Raw genomic sequence first — 25,965 nt, forward strand, 5'->3', positions numbered from 1 at the left:
TGACACTAATGAGATTCCTTGCTCAGTACACCAATTCCCCCAAAAATGGAATGCTGTGCTTATGCGATGAAAAAGCCGTAGGCCCTTCTTTAGGGAAGGTTTGTCTACAGGCTGAACAGGCTGCCATGGCAGCCCTGTTTTTACGCGTAAGCGCTTTAACCAACAATTATACCTTCGCGTACGTTTTCGCGTTTTGTTGGCTGTACCCCTGCTAGGAAAAGGTGACTTCACAAATCTGTTACTGTAAAGGTTATGAATAAATTAGGACGCTTTATACATATGTTCGTGAACTCTAACGCCTGCCTATTCTGTAATCTATGCGTAAAGCCTCTTCAAGAGCGATCCGAGCCTGTCTAAATTTTGTTCATTCCCTTCTTCGCAAATGGGTTTAAGCTTGTCGTAATCTTCCTTCGATTCGAGCGTCTGACGGAAAGTAATTTCTGTCCCACCATCCACGTCCTTAAATGTAGCAGTGAGGATAAAGTGATGTCCGGTCTCGTGCCGCAGCACAATACATTCGGGGCCGATTTCTTGAAAAACGTTTCGGTTCGGATAGTCTGCACCATCGGGGCCATGCATCGTATACTCCCAGACTCCTCCGGGCCTTAAATCGAATGTGTGGAACGTATTCGTGAAACCGTCAGGCCCCCACCACTGGGCAAGTAGTTCCGGATCCGTCCAAGCCCGGTAGACCAAATTCCGAGGCGCATCAAGCTTACGACGAGATACCAGTTCGAACTTTTCTGCATTACTCTCCCCAAGAGATTTTCCCAGAAGGTCCAGCAATTGTTTTGTCCCGTGCTCACGTTGTTCCGGCGTATCATGGCCGTCGAAAAACGTTCCCTGCTCTGTAAAAACTAGTTTAGTACCCTCGCTAGCCGGGACCAATTCAATGGTAGCGATGGAAACTGATATCCGGATTTGCCCTTGGTCCAGACTATATGAATACACCAGGCGTTCATTGGGTACGATTTCCTGAAAATAAGCGTCAAAGGTGAAGACAGGCCCGCCTGCAGGGCCACCCTGACTAAATTCTCGACCCCCGACGCGGAAGTCGAATACCTCGGCAGGCTGAAACCAGCGAGCTTTGACGCTCTGGTCCGACCATGCTGAAAATACTCGTTGAGGCGTGGCACGGTAAATGCGTTCAATGCGAAATGTAGTGTGAGTCGTAAATCGCTGTTGCATAAGATGAGTCCTCCTAAAATCAATTTCTGTTCAGAAAATCGCCAAGCTCATCAAAATGGTGTTCCCAGTTCAGCCGATGTTCAATGATATACTTTTCGTGGCTCATCTTCATTGTTTCCAGCAGTGAAATAAATTCGTCAACGGAAGGTGGCTCCTGCTGGTTCATTCGCTCAGCGACGCGTTCGAGTGCAGCCAGAAGTTTCTGTTGGGTTAAAATATTTGTCCGGACCCGTTCAATTTGAATATTTACGATGTCAGACGGGGTATACGTATCGCCTTTAAGTACCAACTGAATTTCTTCAAGCGATAAGCCCAAATCTTTTAATGATAAGATTTGATGCAGTTGCTTGATGTCGGCTTCGTTATACAACCGATGACCACTATCGGAATGCCCGGATGGTGAAAATAATCCAATCTGATCGTAAAATCGAAGGGTGCGGACTGTAAGTCCGGTTAATTTGGCAAGATCTCCTACTTTCCAACGATGCGGCATAACCACTCCTTTCTTCGGCGCTAGCTGTTTACCGGTGTTTTTAGTGTAAAACATGCCGTTACGTAAGGTGCAAGAAGAAATTACAACAATAATTGTATTGTACCGTAATCCCGCCACGAATGAACAATTTCATAGTGAAATCAGTATACAGTTTGATTGGGGTACTATTGCGGTTTCCCATGATCCGGATGGAAATGGTATAGAACTGGGAGAAATTAAAGTACAAGCAGCTATCTATTTTTTTGACAGATATATAGGCCGTGCGTGCTTATTCCTAATATGGTTCTCTCTCTACACGTTTGAAAATGATAACTGAGCCACGCATCAAACTCCTCTGCAGAGAGCTTGTCGACATATTCTTGTATGGTGTGGCTTATCCCATCCGTCCCGACATGATCAACGGGCGTGACACCGTATGCCCCCAATAATCGTTCAATCTCATCTGGGCTGGTAAAATAGGCATCCGTCCAAAAACAATCTTGATCACCTGCGAAAATGACACCGTCGGTTAGTACCTTGTCAATCACGCTATCGCGAATAAACTTTTGGTCCCTTGTCGCAAGCATCGGTATGACAGAGTATTTATTTATATAAGCTATCGCCAGATGACCGCCTGTCTTCAAAACTCTTAAGCATTCCCTAATGCAGCAGTATCGATCATTCACGTCCGTGAGATGGTACATTGGGCCAAAACACGTGACCAAGTCAAACACGCCAGTTTCAAACCTGCTTAAATCGGTGGCATTTTCAACATAGGCTTCGAGTTTTATCCCAGTTTGCTTACTTTTCTCCCTGATTATCTCAATATGCTTTGGTGTTAGATCAACCGCTACCACCTCATGTTCCCGTGCTGCATAGTGAAAAGAATAAGCTCCAGCTCCAGCACCGACGTCTAAGATTTTTGCACCGTGCGGTAAAATCTCATCCAGGACATGCGTCGTTGTCAGAAATTCGGTTTTTCTAGAATTCCTGGAGAACCGTGAATCTTCGTCGATCATCTCGTAATAATTGGACACGTTATTCAAGCGGGGCGCCTCCTTTGGTGTATAAAAATAAAAAAATCCCGTCTCCGCAAAGAGACGAGATTGATGCCCGTGGTACCACTCTAATTTGACCATTGCTGATCCTCTGTTTTGTTAACGGGGTGTTGTCCCCGATGTCCTTTACTTTGTTTTTCAAGCACATTTCTCGGAAGTGGGCTTCATTATGGAGGTTGCATCAGGCTCGCACCGTCCCTGATTCGCTGAATGGCACCTCAACATAACTACTCTCTTCGTCATCGAATTAGGTTATTTTTAGATTTTTGGAAATTATAAACAATAACTATGCGTTTTGCAAGCGAGAAATGACATGTTTATGCCCCAACGGCATTACGCGTATAACGACAGGTGGGCGGTCGGGCTTGCGCGCTAGGGGGGGATTGTGCCATGGGAAACGCCTCAACGAGGCTCCCCGATTTTGTGCCAGTGGGAAACGCCTCAAACGAGGCTCCCCGTTTAGTGGCTTGTTCTGGCGAGAAGCCTTGCGGTGACGGGGACATGCATATGTTTGCCCAATCGGTGCATAGTAAGTAATGGATTTTTCTTCTGAGGAGGTATCGCAAATGCTTGGCATGAGAGTACGGTATGACGTTGGGGACATGAACTTGAGAATAAGCAATGTAACACCCGCTGAATCTCAGACCTACGTGCTGATAACGGCATCAGATAATCAGAATGAAATCGTGTTTGAAATGTCAATTCAGCAAGCGGATCGTTTGCAAGCTGAGCTGTTCGAAGCGCAACGGCGAAGACGAGAGAATGCCAATGAGCCCGCCGAACCCGCGGGTGCAGTCCCGTTCGCAGTGGCGCCTCCTCGCAGCCCAGCGCTTACGCCGCTCGCCGGCAATCCAGCGTTTGGCGATCAGCCCAACCGGACGCAATGAGTGTGCAGATCTGAACACCGCGGGGCAGGTCCATCGCCCTCGCCGAAAACAGTCACAGGTCACTCACTCGAGTGGCCTTTTGGCGTTACAAACTTCGCCTGCACGCGGTAAAGTGGAACGCCAACCCGCTCCACACGGCACGCGGTGATGCAGAATTCGAATATAACCAGGTGATAAATAAATTCCCAATTTGATCCATACATTTGCGGGTGCTGTCAGCTAACAATTACTCGCCATGGGCTTGAATTCAAGATTTTAGCTTTGGGAAGGCTCCTTTTTTAGAAACCCGTATGATTTCACTCGGAAAATACTTGGAAAAATATTTCTCCACCTTTTCATGCAAATCATTTTGATACCACTCGGATAGTCCATGTTCTTCAAACAATGCGGGCATTCCCAGTCTCTTCGAGCGCTTCCCCAGTGCTCCGTCCCCGATGTTGAGGGTGTCGATCCAAATATGATCCACGATGCCGTTCAATAATTTGGGAAAGTCGGGGGTGAACGGCAGTACGGGAGATATCGAAGCTTGAGTTGTGATTCCCGCGGCATGCAGTTGTGTTAAAGCTTTTATCCGCAAGCGAATTCCGGGTGCATACGGAGCAAAGATTCGTTTGATATCTTCACGGTCCGTTTCAATCGTCATCGATGCAAGGACATCACATTTTTCTTTCAATTGTAAGAGCAAATCGATATCTCTTGTAATGAGCGGGCTCCGGGTTTGGATTTGTAGAAGATCAGGAGGCAATTCAATCATTGCTTCCAATACACCACGTGTGATGTTAGCTTTTCGTTCAATTGGTTGGTAAGGATCTGTCACCGAAGACAGAAAAATATTCACGGGTTTGTTTTTTCCTCGCAGCTTTAGCATTTCATTTCGGTAATTTTCTGCAGCGTTTGTTTTGATGTCCAACCACTCTCCCCAAGGCACCTTTCTGAATGCTTGGATCGGCATTTCCTGTACGTAACAGTACTTGCACCCAAACGCACAGCCGCTATACGGATTCAATGAATGCGTAAATCCAACGTCCAAATATCCCGTTGCTTCCGTAAGGATTTTCTTCGCAAGAATCTCATGGATGTCAACTCGCATAATTCTCACCTCTTAGACACCGGCCGCATAGGCGATAATGGACAACCACCTGGGTTGTTAAAATAAGGATTCCTAATGACTGAGCAGAATATTCTCCCACGCTGGCACGTTAACAAACCCCGCCTTCCCCGCACACAGTAACTCAATAAACTAATTCCAGTTCCGTGGACCTGCCATCAGAACATTGGTTTTTTCGCAAACGTTTGTTATGAAACGTTAGTCGTGTTAAGGTAAGTACAATACGTGGAAAGGGGATCACAAGCTTTACATTAATTGTTGAGTATACTACTTATTGTTAGTGGCTCATTAATGGTTTTCAAGACCTCTCTCTTTTGGTTACTGACAGCAAGATGGATGTCAAACGATGCAACCGAACCATCCGACCTTTACGTATGGAATACACGATTCGGTGGAGGCATTTGCCTTCTGCTCGGCTTAGTATGTTTATTTATTGCCTTCTTCATTGAGTAAAAGGATCATGTGAAATAAAATTACAGATCATATGTTTCGGAAAGGTACAGCCCCATTGGCAATGCAAGCTAACACGGGTCAAACCTGGATGGTTACACGTGGAAGAGGCAGTGCAAGTTCTCAAAGATCATGCCCACTTTACTGTAGACCCAAGTTCGATCGAGGGCAGCGGTGACATTAGGGGAACGCTCGCCGACAACGTTGATCCAGCCGCTCCCCCCACTTTTTTTACCGGAAAGTCCATGCTCTTTGTAGATGACCCCGATCATCGACGGTTGCGCGGGTTGCTGTCCAAGGCCTTTACGCCCAGATATATGGCAAGCTTACGCCCTCGCGTGCAGGAAATGGCTGACGAATTACTTGACCGGGTGCAATCTCAAGGCGAGATGGACGTCGTCAAGGATTATGCCTATCCCCTGCCGATCAACGTCATTTCTGAGATGCTCGGCGTGCCTCAAGAAGACCGGGCGCAGATCCATGTCTGGTCAGGGGCGATCGCACACGGTCTGGGCTTGGGCAGGCAGGAACCCGGTGTCGCAGAACACCTGTGATCCTTCGGCGAATACACCGCTCAGCTTGTGGCTGACAAACGCAAACATCCTGCTGATGACTTGATCAGCCAGTTGATCGCTATCGAAGAAGAGGGTGATCGGCTGAGCGAAGCAGAACTGATCTCGATGATCACATTATTGATTTTTGCCGGCCATGAGACAACCTCGAACCTGATCGCCAGAGGGACCTTGATGTTGCTGGATCATCCCGAGCAATGGGAGAAGCTGAAAGCCGATCTCAGTCTGGTTCCCTCGGCCCTCGAAGAACTTCTGCGCTTTAATGGGCCTGCTACAATCGCAGGACCGCGTTTTGCCATTAAAGATATCGAACTCGCCGGTCAGCAGCTCAAGAAAGGAGATATAGTCTTTCCCGTATTGAAATCGGCAAATCGGGACGAGCGACAGTTTACGGAGCCAGAGAAGCTGGATATTACGCGTAAAATCAATCGTCATCTCGCTTTTGGACATGGTATCCATATGTGTTTGGGGGCACCGCTGGCCCGTGTGGAAGGTGAGGTAGCGTTTGCCACCTTGCTGAGACGGATGCCGAACCTGCGCCTCAGCGTTCCTCGGGAGAGTGTCGCTTGGAATTTTACTCTGTCCTCGCAGGGATTGGCCGACTTGCCCGTCGCTTTTTAGCGGAGCGAATGACACTAGCTGAAAAAAGGGGCCCAAATGGGCTCCACAGCGCACCAGGTTACGTGTACACTGCACTTCTTTCATTGCGATAGCCAGCAGCGGTCAAACCAAAAAAACAGCTTCCCCCGACACTTGGGAGAAGTTGTTTTTCAACTATGGTTTGGATTGCCGAATGGGATGATCCTCCGTCGGTCTCATGTGTGTTGTTTATCAGTTTTCTCGCGCAGAATGGAACGCAACTCTTTGATCTCGTCCTCGGTCATCGATTCCTCTTCGACAAACTGAACGAGCATCGATTTCATCGCTCCACCGTAAATGCGTTGAAGAAAAGACTGCGCCTCCGCACGCTGGCACTCACTTTGCGTGTGCAGAGGAAAAAAGGTGTAAACCTTTTGATCCTGTTTGACGCCGACTACCTGCTTTTTGACCAAACGATCCAAAAGAGTACGAATCGTTTTAGGCTTCCAATCCGTTTTCTCCTGCAAGGCGTGGGTCACTTCGCTGGCTGTTAGTGGAGCCTTTTCCCAAAGCACATTCATAACTTCCCACTCTGCTTCCGAAATTCTTGGCACTGGCTTAGGCATCCCCATCACCCCCTCGTACGATTACAAATGTAAGTAACATGCTACCTTCCGAGCTGTCGCGTGTCAATGTTGGCAGGCGACGCCAAGATTAAAGTATTGCATGTGAGTGCTCACGCGCCGTTGCAGAGTCGCCATCGTCAGGGATATATGCCCTTATCCCTCAAAATCGATAATGTTATTTCCGCCGCTGTGCTTCCGTTCGCGTGATCTTCACTTTGAATGTTCGTTGCAAAGAAGTAGGTATTCCCACTGGTCTCTACATAACCAATAAACCAACCGTTCGCATTTTTCTGATTCACCGTACCTGTGCCCGTCTTGCCGGAAAGAAGCGCGCCATCCTTTTCTTCCAACTTGATCGCGTCTTTCACGGTCCGGATATGTTTGCCCTGGAAGCCGAATCGGTTTTCATAGAATGCCTGCAGCAGCTGCACCTGCTCAACCGGAGAGATTTTTAATGAAGATTCCAGCCAAAAAGGCTCCGGTCCACCGGATAAATCTGCATTACCATAATTAATTTGCTGTACATATCCGTGCAGACGACTTGGGTCGATCCTACTCTCCATGGTCTCGAAGTACCAATTTACCGAGTACTTCAGCGCCGTAGATAAATTTTGATTCTGATTCCACGCATCATATGGGTACGTCACGCCGTTCCATTCGACTTCTGAGCGTTCGGCCGAAATAACGCCGGCTTCCAGACCAATCAAAGCACTATAAATTTTGTAAGTGGAATCCGGGGAAACCCTCCATGTGCTTTTTCGCTCGTTGTAGATGCGATATTGATCAGCTTGCGTGTCGTATAAAACAAAAGCTCCTTCATGTCCCGAAAAATAAGCGCTCAGATCCTCGTAAATAGTGCGTTCACTATGAAACGAATAGCGTTGATCGTCACGCGCCATCGCCGAAACGAACGGAATCTGACTTATAATGAAAACTCCTGTCAGCATAAAAACAGCAACGCTTTTTAGGCGCAAGCGCTTCGACTCAGCTTGAAAACTTACGATCATTTCTATACGAGTTTTTATGTGGCCTTTTGGGCTGACGAGCTGGCTTGCCAAAGAGAAGTTGATTGAGCGTGACGCTCTGTCGGCAAAGTTAATGATCGTATTACCGTATTCGACATGGCAGTGGTCGTCCAACGATTGCAAAACCGCAGTATCGCAAGCGATCTCGCGATCCAATCTCATTTTTCTAAATGCGAGCCAAACGAGCGGGTTGTACCAGTATATGAGTTGAAACGCGACGATACAATAGTTCGTTATGTGATCCCTTTTTTTCAAGTGATTCAGTTCGTGCAGAAAAATATATTTGATTTCATCTATAGACAGCCATTCGGTAAAATGGGCCGGCAGCACAAGATACGTTCTGAACAAACCAAACATCATTGGCGATGTGGCAAGCGGCGACTCCAACACAATTAAATCTCTCTTTATATGCAGATGCTGCTTGCAGTGCTCCAGCAGCTCTAACACTGCTCTGTCCCGTACGCGGTGGCATGTGCTTCTGAGACGCTTTATTTTCTGCCAAGATTGCATAAGTAAAATAGCAAATATGAACGCGCCGACACACCAAGCGGCGGTTGTGACGGTCTGAAGAATTGGCGGTGTGGAGCGATTTACGGAAATCGAGAAGTCCTCAAGCCAATGCGCACCGCCGGGCGCTGGACTTCCTGCATCGGTGGCAGAAAATCCTGCTTCATGGTGCAGACCCCCCTCGAAAACGGTGAAAAACATTCCGGCATCAAACAAATCTTTCGGGATGAAGGGAAGCGTTAACGCAAGCATTAACAAAAACCATAGGTTATAGTGCCATTTTGCCGTAAGCTGCCGCCGGAAGATTGCTTTGATCAGCATAATGGCCGAGGCGGAAACGAAAGAAACGACGCAGCTTATGACTAACGTAGAAAAAAACATGCTTCGCGCATCCCTCCCTTGCTCTCACAAACAAACTATTACCCCTCCAATATCGCATTTCTTAACCGATTTATCAAACCAGACTTTTACCACGGCGGTCGATCTACTCTCGGAATACAGGTGCGGTTTTGCATACGAAGCCATCCTTTCTCTCTAAACAACTGCCCATAGGTACGCACCAAAGGCTCGCGGCTTGCCGTGTAAGCGAGCTGTGAGCCTTTGCTTCTGCGATTACTGTGACGGCTTGTTCGCGGTGTGCGTCAAGGCATTGACTGCAACCTTAGTGGCGTGTGCGATCAGCGCGTTGTCGTAGGCGGCATCCTGCGTATCACGGCTGGACAATACCGCCATAACGATGGGATCGCCGTTCGGAGGCCATACGATGCCGATGTCATTGCGCGTTCCATATCCCCCGGCACCGGTCTTGTCGCCAACAGTCCAGCCCTGAGGCACGCCCGCGCGTATCAATTCTGCTCCCGTCGTGTTGCGCTTCAACCAATCCGTGAGAATCGAACGTTCGTTCTCCGGAAGCACGTCGCTCAGCGCGAAAGCTTGCAGCGAGGTGGCAAGAGCCCGCGCCGTACTGGTGTCGCGGTCGTCTCCGGGGACGGCTTCGTTCAGATCGATCTCGTACCGGTCTGCTTGGGTGACGGTATCTCCGATTTGCCGCAAAGCCGCTTCGAAGCCAGCAGGTCCCCCTAACCGCTTAAGCAGCAGATTTCCCGCCGTGTTGTCGCTATAGCGCACTGCAGCGTCGCATATTTCCCTTAGCGTCATTCCGGTAGTTACATGCTTCTCAGTCACGGGCGAATAGGTAACCAAATCATCAGCGGAATAAGTAATGTTTTCGTCGAGTTCCTCGGTTGAACTGTTTAGCAGCACAGCGCCAGCTGCTAGCGCCTTGAAGGTGGACGTATAAGCGAACCGCTTATCAGCCTGATAAGCCACCGTGCGCCCCGTGCCAGTGTCAATGGCGAAAACGCCGAGATGAGCGGCAAATTGCTGCTCTAGTTGTGCAAACGATTGCTCGGTAAGAGCCGACTGAGCTGTCGGCAACTTCTCCTCATTCTTGACGGCAGCCGTGGCCGACTTCTCTTCACTGTGGGCAGCAGCCGTTGGCACGTCAGTCTGTGCGCAGCCGGTGAGAGCTAGAAGAGCACTCAATAGCATCGGCACGGCAATTTTTAGCTTGTTTGCTGTAAATTTGAATTCGGATATTGTTGTCAAAATTCCCATCTCCATTCGTAATTCTTCGATGATACAGATGTTCAATGCTCGGCAAAAAATCAAACGCGCAACTCGTGTCGCCTACCCTCCTCTTTCCACAGCATGGATTACTCATGTAATCCATACTACAATTGTAATCTGCATGTGTCAACTATCTCCTGACGGAAATTACACCGGATGAAAAAAGCGGACGGCCTCATGCAACAGACGTTGCATTAAGACAATCCGCTCAGATTGATCTCTTTTATCATCATCAACTTTTTTTCAATACACGTTGACATCGTAATTTGCTCGCAGTCATATTAGCGTTCGCCATTGCAGCAACAGCAGCACAATTCAATGCTTTCACTTTATGGGAAAGGATGAGGAAATGCGTTCAATTGGGCAAGCGTGAGCTGCTCCTGCGCATATCCCATTGCCTTGGGTACTCGCAGCAGTCTGTCTAATCGCGTCAATCGTGTAAGGTGATGGCCGAACGTGATCGGTATCATTCCGGGAATGATAACTTTCACAACATGCAGCCCGTTTGTCAGGGTTTCCGGAGACGACTGGTTAACAACAATCACATCGTGATTCAATTGGCGGAACACCTGGACAATCTCCTTTAAATAATCTGTCAGATCCTCGTGCTTTACGTTGTTGTCGAATTCCTCGTTAAATGTTCGCAGAGGACGATCTGTTGTGAGTAGAAAATCCAGCCGTTGTTCCGCTTGCGGTAATCCGTATAACATGCAATGATCACCCATCCCCACAACCAAGGAAGAGTCATCGTACATTGCCTCCACCTCCACCCGGCGCTCTTTAAAGCTGTCATTCAGCCACGGAAGCATGCCGGCTATCTCATGCAGCGCGCTTTTCACAGCCCTGGCCGGATCCAGATGGGCTCCCGCCGCGCAAAGAAGATTCATGCCGCCGTCCTGTCTGTTATTTTTGGCGAGTGCCCATATGCTTGGGATCCCGTTTTCCATCGTAGTGTTAAACAAATATACATCATAGCCTGTCACTGCCTCCATGCGGTCGACCATTAACCGTACTTCTGTGTTATTGGCAGACAACGGGTCAAGGCGAGGCACCGGGAGTTTCGCGTACCACGTCATCAAAAACGAATCCCGCTCCACTACTTCAAAGATACCGTGTAATATGGCCTCTGCAAGACTTCCACCCAAAGCACAGCCGTTGGAGGTCTCATGTACAAAGCTGTCACCGCCGCCCATGCTGTAATAGGCAAGCTGCTCCGGCACCAACACTGGAGCCTCCTGCAAAAATGAATAACCCCATACCCAATCGATCGGACGCCCGGGGTCAAACGGTTGGAAAGGAAAATCGGGCAGTTCGTACTGCTCCTTGGAGTAAACCCCCACGCTGAGTGGATCAAGTGCTTGTGCGGACACATTGCGATAGCTATCGTGAATCACCGTCCGCTTGCCGCGGGGTGACAATCCACACCATCGCTCGAGCCCCTCCATAATCGCCGTTAATTCGCTAGTTGCGTAAGAGTGAGATCGCCCCGATGTGATTTCGGTGCCAATTAACGTAGGCAGGTTTACATGCACATCGGCGAACGTAGACTGGATGTATGCCATTCTCCCTTGGAAGATACCGGTTCGATCATCCAAATAGTCTCTGGGCAAAACGTCGGAGAAATCATCAATCGAATGACAGCGATACCCGTCACCGCTAATTGTTGGGCCTGGATTCACAGAAATTAGCGCGCGGTCAGGGGAATCATCCTCCATTTGCCCGCACACCTCACACATCGAATCCGGCAAATAGGCGTGCAGCGATGTCTTTAGCGTCCTCATACTGACCAGGTAAACCCGGCCTTCACAGAAGCCGCAACCGAGCTCAAGAAACCTTCGCACCTCAGCCGCCAACAGTAAGGAGACCTGCCGCTGCCCGGCCGGTGACGCCTTAGCTTCATCTGCGGTTCCTCCTTCAGCCAGCTGTCTTAATTGGTGGTCCGACAATTCCTGACGGTCACGCCCTGCCATCAGGCGCCGTATGTCCGCGCATCGAAAGCATCCCGCAGTACCGGGACGAACCAATGGCCCGATGACGGCCTCAGTATCGAAAAGGACGCCTCGCAGCCAAGGAATACCTGCCAGATGCACGGCATCCAATGGCTGGACAGGCACGGCGGCTTCCTCGTTATCGTGCAGAAACAAAACCAGATCGGCTCCCATTGGCACTCCAGCCTGATTATCCTGGCGATATACCCGGAAATCATTTTCCAGTTGGGTGGATACCAACTGTGACAGCACTCCCTCTCCTATAACGGCTACAGTTTTACTCATCGCACTTCCCCCAGCTCACAGAGTTCCAATCTCTCTTCCTTGTCAAACTATGGTGACGTACCTATTTACGTTCCGAAAGCATCTGTCAAGGCGTATCCGCACAATCTTTGACGGAAATATGGCATAAGATATCCTGTAATACAAATCAATACCGAAAAGGAGCTGAGCTAAATGGGTTTCGGAGCATCTTGCGGAGGTTACTCTTGCGGAGGTTTTTTCACTAGCGTGGGAGTTATTCTGGTTCTCTTCATTCTGTTAGTCATCATCTCCCGCGCCTGGGTAGTGTAATGGACTCCCAATAAGCCAGAACTCCCCGCTAGCGTTTGCTGGCGGGGAGTGTTTTAAGGTAAGTATGGCAATGCCATATGTTATATGGGGCCAAGGGCTGGCGTCAAATCGGAAGGGTCATTCTCTTAAATAATCATCAGAAGCAGAACGTCTGTCCGCCCTGGCCCGATAAAACGCACACAATTTTTGAACCGCCCAATCCTTGGCGGGTGGGCAGTCATAGAATACAGTACATTCGCTGGAAAGGGGGAGAGACCATGGGTGGTTTGAGCTGCGGAGGAGGCGGCCTGTTAACCAGCACAGGCGTCATTCTTGTTCTGTTTATCCTACTTGTCATAGTTTCTCGTGCTTGGATCTAACAATTGATTATGGGCAACGACGAACCGGTTCCTTATTTTTGCTAGCTTCCTAGTACGGTTCTGGCACGATTCCCATCTGTGTATGCTAATAGACCCCATAGGCTGAAAACAGCCTTGGGGTCTTCGCCAGTTCTTATCGATTTTCGTTGTTGAGAGCTGCACGTGTTAAACGTGCATTATGTAGGCCATGATCACTGAATGCGTTATCGTTATCTAACGGATCATCTATTGGGATTCTGTCCATTCCATTGTCTACAACGCGCGGCGTCTCAGCAACTTTATCGTTATCATCTCGTGCCATCATATCTGCCCTCCTTTTCCTATTATTATCTGTTACCCGCAATTTTCTTATACGTCGGCACATTCCCGGTCGAGACGTATGCATTCTCTCCTCATTTCAAAAAAAGAAGGCCGCGCGAGGCGGTCCATCTCCTGTCAGGCCACGTCGTAGCCTTGTTCTTCTATTGCTTCCTTGATGCCATTCAGGGATAATTTGTTTTCATCAAATTCAACAGATACCGTGTTATTTGCAAGGTCGACGCGAGCTGATCCGCCTATTTCTTTGACGGCCTTCTCAATGGCACTGACACAGTGTTGACACGACATACCATTCACTTGAAGTGTTGCTGTTTGCATAAAAAAATCCCTCCGCTATACTTATTTCGTTATTTCATTAACTTATTAACCGTCACTAACAGCTCGTCGATCACTTCATGCTGCCCAGCCTGGATGCGCTCAACCACACAGCTCTTCATGTGACCTTCTAGCAGCAGTTTGCCCACGCTGTTCAAAGCCGCCTGAATCGCCGCGATCTGGTTCAGCACGTCGTCACAATAAGTATCCCTCTCGATCATGCCTTTAACGCCTCGAATTTGGCCCTCAATACGGTTCAAACGGGATATCAGGTTCGTCTTCGTTTTCTCTGAATGATGGCTCTTTCTCTCACTGTCGGAGGAGCAGCAATCATCACTCGGCGAGCTAGCCCCTAGTTCTTCATCATTTGCCACATGTATCACCTCACAGCCAAATTATATTATACCCCCATAGGGTATGTCAAGCGCGTCGTTCACCTTGTATGTACCTTGGAACGTGAATTATTTGTCTTCTCCGACACAAGTCCTTTTGCCTTGGAATGCAAGTACTTCATATGATAATCTGTGAGCCGTGTATCTATTCTGCGAACAACGACTGCAGGTGCCTGCAAAAGCTAGCGGGTAACGCCCCAAGGAATCAAAGCCACAGCTTAGCCGCAACCGGATGATGGTCCGACGGATACCGCCCCGCTATCGTTCGCGTCAGCTTCGCCCCCCTTTGCCTGGCCGTTTTCCCAATGTGATCCAAGCCAATGCCGCAACCGCGCCCATGTGCAGATCCGGGGCAGGCGCTGTCCCCGCTTTTGGATCCCGTTTCGATTCACCTCATCCGGCTATTCACGCGTTCGCGCAGCCGTTATTTTTCAAAATATATAGGATTGGTTAAAACGAGCGGAAGCATTGCGTTCATTTCTTTGAAGTAACGCCAGATTTCCGCTCGCACAAACTGTTTAGCTGAACCATTCATAATCACATCCGGCGGAGTATTATGCAGTTGTGTGATCACCACCTCCCGCTCCACTCCATTCTCGCTGATGAGCTTCACCAAATCCCCGGGCTTCAGATCTGCGCAGCGAAGAAACACTCGCTTATCTGCTTCGGAGGCAGGCACCATATCCCCCATTTGATAGCAGCCGCACGTGAACTCCACAAACGGTCCTTCCGGCGAGTAAGTAATAAAAACACGCCCCTGGGCAATCCCCCGGAGGATGTCATCTGACGTCTTAGCTGAGGCCAGTACCCACGTGCACGGTACAGCATGCCGTACATATTCCCCCTCGCGATGAACATCACTTCCACCGACGGCAACCATACGTCTTCCGCTCTCCAGCTGGTGCTGCCACCAGGCCAGCGTTCTCGCATTGCGCGCTTTCCACGGACCGTTCCAGACCTCCACCCAATCGTGCTCCACCTGAAAATCCCATTCCCACGGGCAATGGTCGCAGTGGGGATGGTTCAGCACAATTTTGGCCCCCCGCTGCCGGGCCGTACGAATGCGATCTTCTACGTCCTTTTGATCCGACACCCGGAAATCGTCGAGCGGATCGACGCTGCCGAGAAAATTGCTGTGGCCAAAGTTGGTTGTAAACTCCATGCCGGGAATCATGACTACATTTGTGTTCCGCGGATAGGCAAAGTTTTGGCTGCTCGTATTATGATCGGTCATAGCAATAAAATCGCAGCCGAGCACCTCCATAATCGACGCGTTTGCTTCGAGCGTGAAGGTGCCGTCGCTATGAATGCTGTGCGTATGTAGATCCCCTTTCAACCATCGCGGCGAGGCAAAGCAAAATTGCAGCGTTATTGCGACCTCACACCCTTCGTCAGGTACTTTGTAAGCATTGTGCAGTACAGCCCACTCTCCGGCGTGCAGCTGACCAGGGATGTAGCCCGGCGTCGCCTTCTCTAACCCCAGTGTAAATTCGGTGCGCGCCCCGCCGCTCCACCCTCTTACCCGGCTGCCATCCCGAATCCCGAGGTCAATTACCGCTTTTTGTTTGCCGGGGGATTTCACCTCATAGGACACATGGATCTCCTCCACATGCTCCGGCATCGTAAACGGAATTTCGAGATAGGTACTCTGCTCCTCATGCAAGATCCACCGTGCAGCGGTAATCTGCATACTCTCTCTCGTCAACTGTTTCATTTGAAGCCCTGCCTCCCCAGCCGTTACACAAATTCCACGCCGGCTATTCCTTATTGGCACCCAGCATAATGCCTTTGACAAAATACTTCTGTACGTATGGATAGACCAGAATCAGCGGAATGAGTGCAATGACAATACCCGCCATTCTGACGTTTGTCGTGATGATGAAGTTGCTCGATGTGCTGTCCGTATCGATGATCAGGGATTTCAATGCGATCTGCAGTGTATACTTGGCGTGATCGTTAATATACAGCAGTGCCGGGGTGAACTGGTTCCATCGGCCCACGAATTCAAACAAGGTGACCGTGGCGAGACCCGCTTTAGCTAATGGCAGATACATTGTAAAGAAAATGCGCAGATCGCCGGCACCGTCCATTCGGGCGGATTCGGCCATCTCGATCGGCACCGACAGGAAAAAGTTGCGCATCAACAGCACGCTGAAGCCGGACGCCAGCCCCGAAATCACCAGAGAGGAAAGCGTGTTGAGCAGCCCTAACTGCTTATTCACGACATAAAGCGGAATCATAATGGCTTCGCCTGGTACGGTCATCGTGAGCAATATCATAGACACCATCAGCTTTTTCCCGGGCAGCGAGGGCTGAACCAAAACATAGCCAGCCATCGCACACAGCAGCACATGCCCGAACGTGCCTATTCCCGTCACGTACACGTTATTCATGAAAGGCAGGTGCAGCTGCATTCGGTTCCACACTGTGCTGAGCCCTTCCAGGCTGAACTCCTTGGGCCATAGCACAATGCCAGGCTGCATCGAAGCAAAATTCGTAGAGAAGGCAAGCGCTACAGTATTAATAAACGGAATGATCATGGTCGCGACGAGCAGGAGAAGAAACCCTATGTTGAATGCATCAAATATATGGTGTTTGTCAACGGTATACCGGCCACTCATTCTTCTCACCCCTCGTCATAGCGTATGACCGCTCTTGTGATAAATGTCAGGATCAGCGTCGCCAAAATCACGAGAAACCCCGCAGCCGTAGCGATGCCGACTTTAAATTCTAAAATTCCTTTTTGGTACGTATACATCATGATCACGTCGACCTGTTTGGCGATAGCTCCGTTTCTCATTACGAAAATTTGGTCAAACATCCGCAGGATACTTAACACATTTAGCATGATCACTACCTTCATCGTGGTAACGAGCGAAGGCAGCGTTACAAAACGGACAAGCTGAAACCGGCCCGCACCGTCGTTTCTCGCGGCTTCATACAGTGATGGGTTAATCGACACAATCGCGGCCAAGTACAGGATGCAGGTGAAACCCATTTCTTTCCACACAGACGACAGTATCATTACCCAGCGTGAGTAAACGGAGCTGGACATGAAGCCGACCGGCTTGTCGGCCCCGAGGATTAACAGGATTTGGTTTACGATCCCCGTGTCCGGCGACAGCATCATGATCCACATGCCCCCTACGACCACCCAGGAGAACAGGTGTGGCAAATATACGACCATTTGCGTTACCTTTTTAAACCAGGTGGACAGTACCTCGTTCAGAGACAGAGCCAGGAGGATCGGCATGATAAAACCGAGCAGAAGCGAGCCGCCGCCGATAAGCAGTGTATTGCGGAGTGCTTCCCAAAAGGCACTGTCGTTTACCACCGTCATATAATTTTGCAAACCCACAAAAGGGCGACTACCGATCAAGCGAAAGTTTTCGAAGCTGATGATGAGACCGCGCATAAGCGGATAATAGGAGAAGAGGATAAAGTAACCCAAAACCGGCAGCATCATCAGATAAAGCATTTTGTATTTCCAGACGGCCTTCAATTGCAGCTGCCACCACCTTATAGATGCTGTGTGTTCTCTCTAAATTCAATCGATCAATTGATTCGCTTTTAACTGCTCACGCATTTTCTTGACGGCCTCTGCAGCGGGCATTTCGCCAAGAATGGCCTTGAACGAGTACTCGTTGATAATTTTCTCGGCATCCGCCCATTTGGCGGGTGTCAACTCGAGAGAGGCATGCTTTTCAAGCAGAGCCTGAGCTTCCTTCACACCTGGCAGCAGGCCGAACGGATTTTGAAACTTCTTGCTATACCAAAACGGTACCCCGTGATCCATTGCATGCTCTTTACCGGTTTTCGTCAGCTCATATTTGCCGCCGTTCTCGGTATAATCGTGGTCTCTAATCCCCATGCTTCCCAGCACGATCCCGTCCTTGGAATGCCACCATTCAATGAATTCGAATGCCGTCTCCGGCTGCCCGGCATTGACAGGAACGACCCAAACATCAGGATCGCCGCGGCCAAGCATATGCTTGCCGTCCGGACCAACCGCGCCCGCCAGCCCTTTCGCTTCAAACTGCGTGTGCGGGTCCTGTTCTTTCCTCGTATTATTGAACATGCCGACCCACGCGTCCCAGTATGTGATCATCCCCACACGATCGGTTAGGAACAGGTTGCGCATTTTACCGGAGTCGTTCGTGGCGAAGTTCGGCTCCAGAATGCCTTCTTTATAGAGCCGGTGCAGCCACTCGTACACCGGAATCGCAGCATCGGTAGAGTAAGGTACGTCCAGCTTTCCGTCCTTTTCCACATACCGCTGCTTCAATCCCGCGGCACTGAAAAATCCTTGCAGCTCGTACATGCCGGCCGTCGTTAACCCGTAGGTATCCTTTTTTCCATTTCCGTCCGGGTCCTGCTCGGTGAATGCTTTTAAAACGTTGTAGTAATCGTCCAGCGTTTTGGGCTCCTGCAGATTGAGTTTTTTCAACCAGTCGTTTCGTACGATCGGCATGGTGCCGCCCTGGTACTTTGTGAATACACCGTATATTTGGCGATCCTTGGTCCGTACTTGATCCCATTCCTGTGCAGGTATCACTTCAGGGTCCTGCAGCGTCTTGGACGACTTCACTTTATCCGTCAAAGGAGCGAGTACGCCTTGGTCCACTAGCTTATTGATCGTTTCTTTGCTTACCTGAAGCACATCGAACTTTTCACCGGACGAGATCGCGGCCATTAATTTTTGATCATAATCGGACGCCGGCTTATCCAGGTTTACTTTAATTCCCGTCAGGCGGTCGATTTCTTTCTCAAAGAGCACGTTTTCCTCAGGAGTTTTGCCTCCGATCACACCGGACATGATGCGGAGCGATTTCTCTTCTTGCTTCCCCGCATCGCTTTGGGCGCCGGCGTTACCCCCACCGTCGGAACAGCCCGCCAGCACGCCGCCGGACAGCATGAATGCCGACAAGGAACGCGTTATTTTCACTTTTATGTACATATGACGCCTCCTCATTTTTAATTACGATCAATCCCGAGTGCACCTACTTGCACGAACTCTTAATAAAGCACTTTCATTTCTTGCTGCAGCAAATTGTACAGAAGCAATTGCGACCTTTCCACCTATGTTTGTTAAAGCTGCATGAAGTTTTCGTGAAGAGGCTGTCCCTGTTTTCCCCCTACATAACGCCCGATGGCAAAGAAAAGCTGAAAACGAAATACATACAAAAAATGCCAAACCAATGATAAAATGAAGCTAAATTGAAAAGAATCGAGTTGATCAACCATATGAACAAGAAGGTTATTTTAGCCGGTGGAACCGGGTTTATCGGTGCGTATTTTCAGGAGCAATTTGAGCGCTTGGGATATGACGTACACATTATTTCGAGACAACCTTCTCATATCGCGTGGAGGGATACCGAGGGAATCGTGCAAGCATTGGAAAGCGCTGATATTTTAATCAACCTCGCGGGAAAGTCGGTGAATTGCCGCTACAATCGTAGAAATCAGGAGGAAATTGTTAATTCCAGAACCGAGACCACTAACATACTAGGGAATGCGGTATTAGCGTGCACAGTGCCACCCAAATTATGGATCAATTCAAGTACCGCTACCATATACAGACATGCTGAGGATCGTCCTATGACAGAAGAAAGCGGCGAAATTGGATCGGGATTCTCGGTTGAGGTGGCAAAAGCATGGGAGCGGGCCTTCTTCTCTTTTGATCTGCCTCACACCAGACAGATCGCGTTAAGAATCGCTATCGTGCTGGGAGCGCATGGAGGCGTTCTAACGCCTTATAAAAATCTAGTCAGATTTGGGCTTGGGGGCATCCAAGGGCCCGGCAGCCAAAAATTTAGCTGGATTCACGTAGAGGACTTATTCCATATTATACTGTTTCTGCAGCAGCGAGAAGATCTGAGCGGGGTATTCAACTGCTCTTCGCCTCATCCAATCACCAATCGCGAATTAATGCAGCATTTTCGAACCATTATGAATAGAAAAATCGGACTGCCTGCTCCGAAATGGATGCTTGAGCTGGGCGCGTTGGCCATTCGCACGGAGACCGAGCTGATATTGAAAAGTCGTTGGGTAATTCCCGAGAAATTATTAAAGCACGGATATGAGTTTAAATTTGCAACCATAGATCAAGCACTGCGCGATATACTGGATTAGCTCTTTGTTGTTAACTAAGAATGGAGAAGGCCTTGCTTACCACTTCGCTTCAACCGCCCGTTTATCTTAAAAAAGCAAACACAGGAGTTACCTGTCGGTAAGTCCTGTGCAAGTGCTGCTTATTTATGTTTGGCGATATAACCATCTAACCGCCGCCAGACAGATATTTTTTGCTGCTCGATGAATGATATTATATTAGCCCTTATAATTCGGGAATCTGTATTTCCACTTCCCTCCCGAGAGCGGACGACCGTATTACGCCGTCGATGATGGCCTGGTTAAGCAGTACTTCTTCTGCCGGGATCGGGGCCGGCCTGCCTTCTTGTATGGCGGACACAAAATCCCGCAATTTCTCATAAAATACATCCATATTGTGCGACTGAACAGGTATCACCGTCTCCGTGTGATGGCCGAGAATGTCACTAAACAGTTGAATAGAACCGATACCGCCATCCCACACACCGCTCCAAGGCCCCGTGCCAGCCGGTGTTAACTTTAACCCCGCATCTGTTCCAAGGAACAGCGTAGGCCCTAAAGAGTCCATGTGCATCGCCCACGATATTTTGAAATTAAGCACTCGGTTGCCTTCCAGCCGAACGAGCGCCACGCCGAAGTCTTCCACTTCGAATTTGTCCGGCTCACGATGATACGTCGGGTTAGTACCGAAGTGGTTCGATGTAAAGGCAGATACGGATAACGGCTTCGGGTAACCTAGTGCGTGCAGCGCCAAGTCCAGCGAATAACAACCTATGTCGGCCATCGCCCCGCTGCCTGCCATCGCTTTGCTAATGAAAGTCCCGCCAGGCATACCGCGACGCCGGCCTCCCCCGGTTTGAACGTAATACACATTACCGAGCTGACCGGACCTGACAATCTCCCGTACGACTTGCATGTTTGGGTCGTACCGTGGCTGGAAACCGACCGTGAGCATATTGCCCGTTTTTTTCGCGGTACGTACCATCTCTATCCCTTGTTCCAGGGTGACCGAAAGCGGCTTCTCCACCAACACCTGTTTACCTGCTTCAAGCGCGTCTATCGCCGTCCGATGATGGGTAAAGTTCGGTGTGCAGATGCTAACACCGTCCAAATCCATCTCAAGTAATGCCTCATGACGTTCAAATGCTCGCGCGCCAGTTAGCTCGAATCGACGAACAAACTCATCTGCTCTTCCGGGCACAACATCCGCCACCGCCACAATCTCTACGTCAGGCATTTTCTTATACGCCCTTACATGAGCTCCTGCAATACCGCCGCTTCCGATAATACCAATTTTAACCATATACCATCCCACTCTCTACAGTTATTTGAAATAGCGTGTCAGATGCACCCGGGCCTTCACGATACCTGTTTGTTCGGCTTCCAACGAGCCCCAATACCGGTGGTCTTCGAGTTCGATACTGATCGGACCTTGATAGCCCAGCCGCTCCAACCGTACCGCAACCTTACCCCAATCGACCTCTCCGGAGCCCGGGATGGTGTAGCGCCAGGATCCTTCAGAAAACAGGTACTTCGGCGCAAAGGTAGCCGCCAGATGGCCGGTTTCGAATAGTTCATCCGTTAAAATTTCGGTATCTTTTCCGTGGCAATAGTTGATCCTCTCACCAAATTCCCCTAGAAAACGAATGTAGTCAATGCCGAGGCGCACGAGATGGGACGGATCATAATTCACCCCAAAATGCTGTGACGGGATTTCACGAAACATCGCACGCAGCATTTCGGGCGTACAGCCGATCGTCGGGTAATGCGGCGCCGGACCGGGCCATCCCTCCAATGCCATGAATATTCCCTCCTGCTCAGCATGCTGCACCAGCTCAGGAAACGTTTCTTTCCAGATCTCGAAGCTCGTATCGCGAGGCTGTGTCAAATCGTCGGGAACAAGGCACATGAACACCGTCTTGCCGCCTAACCGTGCGATTTCGGTAAATTGTGCTTTTAACGCAGCTACAGCCTCGCCACGTTTCTGCTCATCATTGCTCAACAGGTGCGTGCGACCAACAGCTTGAGCACCGTCAATAGAGCCAACTTGCAGGGACTGTGATTCCAGGATCGATTTCAGCTCGGAATTGTAATATGGGACGTCAATGACATCCAGGCCTGCCTCAGCGGCCCAAGCCGCCACCTTTTCCATTCCTTGTGCACCTAGCTTTGGTGGAATACGCATTCCAATTTTAAACGGCATAACCCATTTCCTCCTCATATGATTTATGAATTTTTGAGCACACTTGGATAGTGAGCCAGCGGATTAAGCGTTTTTGTTTATCCCCAGAGAAGCACGGCATGATCTGCATAGTCTAGCTTGCAGCAATCTCGAAACACATCTGCTATCCCCCCTTGCTCTATTGCCGTCACACGCATTTTTGTAAAAGGTCCTCCCTGCCCACTGGGTTATCCCTTAATCCCAGTAAACGTGATGCCTTGGATAAACGTCTTCTGCAGAAAGAAAAACAGGATAATGACAGGTACGGTCATCATGGTGGAAACTGCCATCATTAACCCCCATTCGGAGCCTTTTTGGCTCTGGAACTGCTGGAGGCCAAGCGACAATGTATATGAGACTTCATTAGTCAAATACAGCAGAGGGCCGATGAAATCAGTCCAGCTGGCCATGAATTGGAACAACCCAACAGACAGCACCGCGGAGCGGGCTAACGGCAGCATAATCTGCGTGTATATTCTGAACTCGCCGGCCCCGTCAATGCGCGCTGCGTCCATTAAACTGTCCGGCAAACCCATGAAAAACTGGCGCAGCAAGAAAATATAAAACGGTACGCCGAAAAAAGCGGGGATGATGAGCGGCATCGGCGTGCCCACCCAACCCAATTTGTTAAATAGCATGAACAGCGGCATCATCGTGACTTGTCCCGGAATCATCATCACGGCCAAGGTGATCATGAACAGCACGTTCCGCCCCCTCCAGCGGAGCTTGGCAAAGCTGTACGCTACGATCGGACAAGACAGAACTACACCTAAGGTGCTTAGCACCGTAATTAGAACTGTGTTGTTCAAGTATGTAAAGAAGGGAATATAGCTCATCGCCTCCGTGTAGTTGCTCCATTTGAACGGGCTTGGTATCCACTCCGGAGGAAACGAGAATATTTGTGTCCGGGGTTTCAGGGAAGTGGATAGCATCCAAATAAACGGAATTAAAAAGAACACGGAGGCAGCAATCAGGCAGACGTGTGCCAACATTTTACGTAACTTCAACTAGACCACACCCCCTATTTCTCCTGATAATGAACCCACCGTTTTGACGTGGCGAAGATGATCAATGTCAGCACCATAATTACTATGAATAGCAGCCATGCCATGGCGGAAGCATAGCCCATCTTGAAAAATTTGAATCCGTTATCATACAGATACATAACATAAAACGTCATCGAATTAGCGGGTGAACCCTGCCCTTTGGTCAAAGCGTACGGCAGCGTAAATTGCTGGAATGCGCCGATGATGCCCATGATTAGATTGAAGAAAATAACCGGTGTAAGAAGCGGCAGCGTGATCTTGCACGTCTTCTGCAGCCAATTGGCGCCATCTACTTCCGACGCGTCATAATAATCTTGCGGGATATCCGCAAGCCCGGCCAAATAAATTACGACCGCTTGGCCAATCCCCCATAAGGACATCAGAATCAAAGACGGTTTCGCCCACGTTTCGCTGCCGAGCCACGCAGGACCGTCAATGCCGACCGCATGCAGCACGCCGTTGACCAAGCCGAAGCCGGGGTTCAGCAGCCACATCCATAGCACAGCCAGTGCCACATGAGGCACGAGTGTCGGCAGAAAGAAGATCGTCCGGTATACTGCCATCCCCTTCACATTGATATTCAAAATCATCGCCAAAGATACGCCGAAAAATATACTGAGCGGTACGAAAAACACGGTAAAGTAAATGGTGTTGTAGATGGACTTCCAGAATAAATCATCATTCATTAAGTCTGAGTAATTTTGTAATCCGACGAACTCTCCAGGCTGTAAAATGCTGTATGAGGTAAAACTGAAATAAATCGAAGCGACCAAGGGAAACGCATAGAACAAAAGCAAACCAACGAGCCATGGCGACGCGAACAGTATGCCATGATAACTACTTTTTGTCTGCCGGTGCACTAATGTCCCCTGCAAGCCTGGACGGACGGCTGCTTTCGTTTTGGCAGGCACCATGATGGGCACGTCCCTTCTGCGAGGATATGAGGGAGCGGCCACGTCCTCTCCCTCTTATACACTTTTACTTAGCGAGCGCGCTGTTTACCTTGTCCGTAACTTTGTCAAGGATCTCTTTGGGGGTGCCGTTGCCGCGCGTCGCGTTATCCACTGCATCTGCAAGCTCATTCCAGTATAAAGATCCCTGCGTCATTACCGGCCGGTTCCGGGATGACGGCAAAATATCGACGAACTGCTTTAATACAGGATCATCTTTAAAGCCCAACTCTGCATTGACAGAATCAATGACTGAGAAGTCGCGGGCGATACCGCTGAACACCTTTTGCCCCTCAGCGGAGCCGAAATACTTCAAAAATTCCCATGCTGCGTCCTTCTGCTTGGCGCCTTTGGGTATCACCACCGACCAGCCGCCGGACCAAGTCGTATGGTCACCGCCCGTTGGTGTCGGCATAGGGAATACGCCGTACTTCAGATCCGGTGCGAACCTCTGAATCGCAGATACTTCCCACGGCCCGCTGACTTTCATGCTAAGCTGCCCTGTCAGGAACGGATCCATCGCACCGGTTCCTTGTGAATCTGTGAAGGCTGAAATGTCTTCCACGTTATATTTTTTCGCATAATCCGCCAGCCATTGAAGCGCTTCCACATTCTTTGGATGGTTAGCCGTAGCTTTGTTTGCCGCCGCGTCATAGAACTCCCCGCCAAACGCCCAGCCCCAACCGTACAATGAACCCTGCCCAAACCACGGGATAAACCCGATACGTTCGAAGCGCTTTCCGTCCTTCTTCGTCAGCTTACTGGCAGCCTCCTCCAAGTCAGCGATGGTCTTCGGAGGATTATTGGGATCCAACCCTGCCTCCTTGAAGTGATCGACGTTGAAGTATACCAGTCGGGAATCCGTCGTTGTCGGTATCGCATACAGTTTGTCCTGATACGAAGACTCTTCCCAAGCAAAAGGGTAGTACTGCTCTTTGGTGATTCCGGACTTCTGAGCGAGCGCGGTTAACTCCTCGAGGGAGCCCTGCGCCGCCCAGGCACCGACCTCAAAACGGTCAAAATACGCAACGTCGGGTGGATTCCCACCTGCAACCGCTGCCATAAGCTTTTCATTTTGTCCTTCGCCCTGGTTTGCAATGTACGTTGCTTCGATCTTTATGTTGGGATTCTTCTCTTCGAATGCTTTGATAACGGCTTTCACCGCGTCTCCCGTTATGTCCGTCATGGGATGCCAGAAGGTGACCTTGGTCTTACCGCCTGATTCAGCAGTCGACGATTGACCTTGTTCGTTCCCTTCGGAGCAGCCGATCAGCCCAATGGATATAGCAGCAGATACAAGCACCAGCGGCAAACTCTTTAATTTCATGCGTAAGCCCCTTTCAATTAAAAGCTGCACATAATTGTGAATCGGACTGGCAGTGATCGCAACCCCCTTTCCACGTTCTTCTAATGACATGATGATTTATGTACTTGCTATAGTTAGTATAGTATGTATGCTCACATTGAAAAAGAACCACCTGTTAGATATCTCACACTTCCGTACATGGCGCCGTCATTCCCTGCCATGCTATTTTGGGCAGTCTTTCGCCGTAGGGCATAGCAAAAAAGCGAAAAGCTGACGTGGTTTATCCGA

At 49.6% G+C, this 25,965-nt stretch carries 27 protein-coding genes and 1 other annotated feature; of the genes, 7 read left to right on the forward strand and 20 right to left on the reverse strand.

All coding sequences use genetic code 11. From position 1 onward, the window contains the following. Positions 1-315 precede the first annotated feature (315 nt). From CBW46_RS22135 to CBW46_RS03685, 3 genes are all read right to left on the reverse strand, one after another. Positions 316-1,188: an SRPBCC family protein gene (locus CBW46_RS22135; RefSeq protein WP_089198704.1), complete on the reverse strand. Its 873-nt coding sequence runs from the start codon at positions 1,186-1,188 to the stop codon at positions 316-318. A 19-nt stretch (positions 1,189-1,207) separates the two neighbouring features. Beyond that, complete coding sequence (locus tag CBW46_RS03680; RefSeq protein ID WP_089198705.1) at positions 1,208-1,681, reverse strand: MerR family transcriptional regulator; 474 nt, start codon at positions 1,679-1,681, stop codon at positions 1,208-1,210. Between the two features lie 230 nt (positions 1,682-1,911). Continuing rightward, a complete protein-coding gene (locus CBW46_RS03685) occupies positions 1,912-2,697 on the reverse strand; it encodes a class I SAM-dependent methyltransferase (protein WP_243633200.1) in 786 nt (261 codons plus the stop codon). Positions 2,698-2,753: 56 nt separating this feature from the next. Continuing rightward, positions 2,754-2,970: a binding site (T-box leader), on the reverse strand. 314 nt (positions 2,971-3,284) lie between these two features. On the opposite strand from CBW46_RS03685, the gene CBW46_RS03690 reads away from it, so the two are divergent. Next, on the forward strand, positions 3,285-3,605 hold the full coding sequence (locus CBW46_RS03690; protein WP_089198707.1) for a hypothetical protein: 321 nt from the start codon (positions 3,285-3,287) through the stop codon (positions 3,603-3,605). A 247-nt stretch (positions 3,606-3,852) separates the two neighbouring features. Here CBW46_RS03690 and CBW46_RS03695 read toward each other — a convergent pair whose 3' ends face one another. Beyond that, positions 3,853-4,695, reverse strand: coding sequence for an SPL family radical SAM protein (locus CBW46_RS03695; protein ID WP_089198708.1), 843 nt, complete (start codon positions 4,693-4,695; stop codon positions 3,853-3,855). Between the two features lie 276 nt (positions 4,696-4,971). Between CBW46_RS03695 and CBW46_RS22240 the strand changes: the two genes are divergently transcribed. The 3 genes from CBW46_RS22240 (at position 4,972) to CBW46_RS21640 (ending at position 6,356) form a co-directional block, all read left to right on the forward strand. Further along, positions 4,972-5,166 carry a DUF6199 family natural product biosynthesis protein gene (locus CBW46_RS22240; RefSeq protein WP_424446061.1) on the forward strand — a complete coding sequence of 65 codons (195 nt, stop codon included), beginning with the start codon at positions 4,972-4,974 and terminating at the stop codon, positions 5,164-5,166. A 98-nt stretch (positions 5,167-5,264) separates the two neighbouring features. Continuing rightward, positions 5,265-5,717, forward strand: coding sequence for a cytochrome P450 (locus tag CBW46_RS21635; RefSeq protein ID WP_243633153.1), 453 nt, complete (start codon positions 5,265-5,267; stop codon positions 5,715-5,717). Between the two features lie 27 nt (positions 5,718-5,744). Continuing rightward, the gene (locus CBW46_RS21640) at positions 5,745-6,356 is read left to right on the forward strand and encodes a cytochrome P450 (RefSeq protein WP_243633154.1); all 612 of its coding nucleotides are present in this window, start codon (positions 5,745-5,747) and stop codon (positions 6,354-6,356) included. A gap of 194 nt (positions 6,357-6,550) precedes the next feature. On the opposite strand, the gene blaI is transcribed toward CBW46_RS21640, so the two are convergent. The 4 genes from blaI to CBW46_RS03720 form a co-directional block, all read right to left on the reverse strand. Next, a complete protein-coding gene (gene blaI, locus CBW46_RS03705) occupies positions 6,551-6,940 on the reverse strand; it encodes a penicillinase repressor BlaI (RefSeq protein ID WP_089198709.1) in 390 nt (129 codons plus the stop codon). Between the two features lie 137 nt (positions 6,941-7,077). Beyond that, positions 7,078-8,853, reverse strand: a complete 1,776-nt coding sequence (locus CBW46_RS03710) for a BlaR1 family beta-lactam sensor/signal transducer (protein ID WP_089198710.1) — start codon at positions 8,851-8,853, stop codon at positions 7,078-7,080. Between the two features lie 231 nt (positions 8,854-9,084). Continuing rightward, positions 9,085-10,023, reverse strand: a complete 939-nt coding sequence (gene bla / locus CBW46_RS03715; RefSeq protein ID WP_243633201.1) for a class A beta-lactamase — start codon at positions 10,021-10,023, stop codon at positions 9,085-9,087. 407 nt (positions 10,024-10,430) lie between these two features. Beyond that, positions 10,431-12,374, reverse strand: coding sequence for a TOMM precursor leader peptide-binding protein (locus CBW46_RS03720; protein WP_089198711.1), 1,944 nt, complete (start codon positions 12,372-12,374; stop codon positions 10,431-10,433). 171 nt (positions 12,375-12,545) lie between these two features. Between CBW46_RS03720 and CBW46_RS21645 the strand changes: the two genes are divergently transcribed. Together CBW46_RS21645 and CBW46_RS21650 are read left to right on the forward strand one after the other, a co-directional pair. Next, positions 12,546-12,662, forward strand: coding sequence for a sporulation protein YjcZ (locus tag CBW46_RS21645; protein WP_111361056.1), 117 nt, complete (start codon positions 12,546-12,548; stop codon positions 12,660-12,662). 257 nt (positions 12,663-12,919) lie between these two features. After that, a complete protein-coding gene (locus CBW46_RS21650) occupies positions 12,920-13,021 on the forward strand; it encodes a sporulation protein YjcZ (protein WP_089199310.1) in 102 nt (33 codons plus the stop codon). 133 nt (positions 13,022-13,154) lie between these two features. On the opposite strand, the gene CBW46_RS21170 is transcribed toward CBW46_RS21650, so the two are convergent. From CBW46_RS21170 to CBW46_RS03765, 7 genes are all read right to left on the reverse strand, one after another. After that, a complete protein-coding gene (locus CBW46_RS21170) occupies positions 13,155-13,325 on the reverse strand; it encodes a hypothetical protein (protein WP_165842187.1) in 171 nt (56 codons plus the stop codon). A 131-nt stretch (positions 13,326-13,456) separates the two neighbouring features. Next, positions 13,457-13,657 (reverse strand): copper chaperone CopZ, encoded by a 201-nt coding sequence (copZ, locus tag CBW46_RS03740; protein ID WP_089198712.1) that lies wholly within the window; start codon positions 13,655-13,657, stop codon positions 13,457-13,459. A gap of 29 nt (positions 13,658-13,686) precedes the next feature. Further along, complete coding sequence (locus CBW46_RS03745) at positions 13,687-14,028, reverse strand: metal-sensitive transcriptional regulator (protein WP_207802240.1); 342 nt, start codon at positions 14,026-14,028, stop codon at positions 13,687-13,689. A gap of 442 nt (positions 14,029-14,470) precedes the next feature. After that, positions 14,471-15,760 carry a CehA/McbA family metallohydrolase gene (locus CBW46_RS03750; protein WP_089198714.1) on the reverse strand — a complete coding sequence of 430 codons (1,290 nt, stop codon included), beginning with the start codon at positions 15,758-15,760 and terminating at the stop codon, positions 14,471-14,473. Between the two features lie 43 nt (positions 15,761-15,803). Continuing rightward, on the reverse strand, positions 15,804-16,667 hold the full coding sequence (locus CBW46_RS03755; RefSeq protein ID WP_089198715.1) for a carbohydrate ABC transporter permease: 864 nt from the start codon (positions 16,665-16,667) through the stop codon (positions 15,804-15,806). A gap of 5 nt (positions 16,668-16,672) precedes the next feature. Beyond that, positions 16,673-17,548 (reverse strand): ABC transporter permease subunit, encoded by an 876-nt coding sequence (locus tag CBW46_RS03760; protein ID WP_089198716.1) that lies wholly within the window; start codon positions 17,546-17,548, stop codon positions 16,673-16,675. A gap of 45 nt (positions 17,549-17,593) precedes the next feature. After that, complete coding sequence (locus CBW46_RS03765) at positions 17,594-19,003, reverse strand: extracellular solute-binding protein (protein WP_089198717.1); 1,410 nt, start codon at positions 19,001-19,003, stop codon at positions 17,594-17,596. A 287-nt stretch (positions 19,004-19,290) separates the two neighbouring features. On the opposite strand from CBW46_RS03765, the gene CBW46_RS03770 reads away from it, so the two are divergent. After that, positions 19,291-20,178: a TIGR01777 family oxidoreductase gene (locus CBW46_RS03770; RefSeq protein ID WP_089199311.1), complete on the forward strand. Its 888-nt coding sequence runs from the start codon at positions 19,291-19,293 to the stop codon at positions 20,176-20,178. Between the two features lie 202 nt (positions 20,179-20,380). On the opposite strand, the gene CBW46_RS03775 is transcribed toward CBW46_RS03770, so the two are convergent. The 5 genes from CBW46_RS03775 to CBW46_RS03795 all read right to left on the reverse strand — a co-directional run bounded on the left by CBW46_RS03775 (position 20,381) and on the right by CBW46_RS03795 (position 25,698). Further along, the gene (locus CBW46_RS03775) at positions 20,381-21,457 is read right to left on the reverse strand and encodes a Gfo/Idh/MocA family protein (protein WP_089198718.1); all 1,077 of its coding nucleotides are present in this window, start codon (positions 21,455-21,457) and stop codon (positions 20,381-20,383) included. Positions 21,458-21,478: 21 nt separating this feature from the next. Beyond that, a complete protein-coding gene (locus CBW46_RS03780) occupies positions 21,479-22,357 on the reverse strand; it encodes a sugar phosphate isomerase/epimerase family protein (protein WP_089198719.1) in 879 nt (292 codons plus the stop codon). A gap of 206 nt (positions 22,358-22,563) precedes the next feature. Next, positions 22,564-23,382, reverse strand: coding sequence for a carbohydrate ABC transporter permease (locus CBW46_RS03785; protein ID WP_243633155.1), 819 nt, complete (start codon positions 23,380-23,382; stop codon positions 22,564-22,566). 14 nt (positions 23,383-23,396) lie between these two features. Beyond that, on the reverse strand, positions 23,397-24,377 hold the full coding sequence (locus tag CBW46_RS03790; protein WP_243633156.1) for a carbohydrate ABC transporter permease: 981 nt from the start codon (positions 24,375-24,377) through the stop codon (positions 23,397-23,399). Between the two features lie 22 nt (positions 24,378-24,399). Continuing rightward, entirely contained in the window at positions 24,400-25,698 is a 1,299-nt protein-coding gene (locus CBW46_RS03795) for an ABC transporter substrate-binding protein (protein ID WP_089198721.1), read from the reverse strand. Positions 25,699-25,965: the final 267 nt, after the last annotated feature.

The organism is Paenibacillus xerothermodurans (assembly GCF_002220865.2).
In the GTDB taxonomy this organism is placed as follows: domain Bacteria; phylum Bacillota; class Bacilli; order Paenibacillales; family NBRC-103111; genus Paenibacillus_S; species Paenibacillus_S xerothermodurans.

Excerpts from the sequence above, each read along its gene's own strand:
- CBW46_RS22135 (WP_089198704.1), bottom strand. The coding sequence starts at position 1,188 with ATGCAACAGCGATTTACGACTCACACTACATTTCGCATTGAACGCATT.
- CBW46_RS03680 (WP_089198705.1), bottom strand. The coding sequence starts at position 1,681 with ATGCCGCATCGTTGGAAAGTAGGAGATCTTGCCAAATTAACCGGACTT.
- CBW46_RS03690 (WP_089198707.1), top strand. The coding sequence starts at position 3,285 with ATGCTTGGCATGAGAGTACGGTATGACGTTGGGGACATGAACTTGAGA.
- CBW46_RS03695 (WP_089198708.1), bottom strand. The coding sequence starts at position 4,695 with ATGCGAGTTGACATCCATGAGATTCTTGCGAAGAAAATCCTTACGGAA.
- blaI (WP_089198709.1), bottom strand. The coding sequence starts at position 6,940 with ATGCCTAAGCCAGTGCCAAGAATTTCGGAAGCAGAGTGGGAAGTTATG.
- CBW46_RS03710 (WP_089198710.1), bottom strand. The coding sequence starts at position 8,853 with ATGTTTTTTTCTACGTTAGTCATAAGCTGCGTCGTTTCTTTCGTTTCC.
- bla (WP_243633201.1), bottom strand. The coding sequence starts at position 10,023 with ATGCTATTGAGTGCTCTTCTAGCTCTCACCGGCTGCGCACAGACTGAC.
- CBW46_RS03720 (WP_089198711.1), bottom strand. The coding sequence starts at position 12,374 with ATGAGTAAAACTGTAGCCGTTATAGGAGAGGGAGTGCTGTCACAGTTG.
- CBW46_RS21645 (WP_111361056.1), top strand. The coding sequence starts at position 12,546 with ATGGGTTTCGGAGCATCTTGCGGAGGTTACTCTTGCGGAGGTTTTTTC.
- CBW46_RS21650 (WP_089199310.1), top strand. The coding sequence starts at position 12,920 with ATGGGTGGTTTGAGCTGCGGAGGAGGCGGCCTGTTAACCAGCACAGGC.
- CBW46_RS21170 (WP_165842187.1), bottom strand. The coding sequence starts at position 13,325 with ATGATGGCACGAGATGATAACGATAAAGTTGCTGAGACGCCGCGCGTT.
- copZ (WP_089198712.1), bottom strand. The coding sequence starts at position 13,657 with ATGCAAACAGCAACACTTCAAGTGAATGGTATGTCGTGTCAACACTGT.
- CBW46_RS03750 (WP_089198714.1), bottom strand. The coding sequence starts at position 15,760 with ATGAAACAGTTGACGAGAGAGAGTATGCAGATTACCGCTGCACGGTGG.
- CBW46_RS03755 (WP_089198715.1), bottom strand. The coding sequence starts at position 16,667 with ATGAGTGGCCGGTATACCGTTGACAAACACCATATATTTGATGCATTC.
- CBW46_RS03765 (WP_089198717.1), bottom strand. The coding sequence starts at position 19,003 with ATGTACATAAAAGTGAAAATAACGCGTTCCTTGTCGGCATTCATGCTG.
- CBW46_RS03770 (WP_089199311.1), top strand. The coding sequence starts at position 19,291 with ATGAACAAGAAGGTTATTTTAGCCGGTGGAACCGGGTTTATCGGTGCG.
- CBW46_RS03775 (WP_089198718.1), bottom strand. The coding sequence starts at position 21,457 with ATGGTTAAAATTGGTATTATCGGAAGCGGCGGTATTGCAGGAGCTCAT.
- CBW46_RS03780 (WP_089198719.1), bottom strand. The coding sequence starts at position 22,357 with ATGCCGTTTAAAATTGGAATGCGTATTCCACCAAAGCTAGGTGCACAA.
- CBW46_RS03795 (WP_089198721.1), bottom strand. The coding sequence starts at position 25,698 with ATGAAATTAAAGAGTTTGCCGCTGGTGCTTGTATCTGCTGCTATATCC.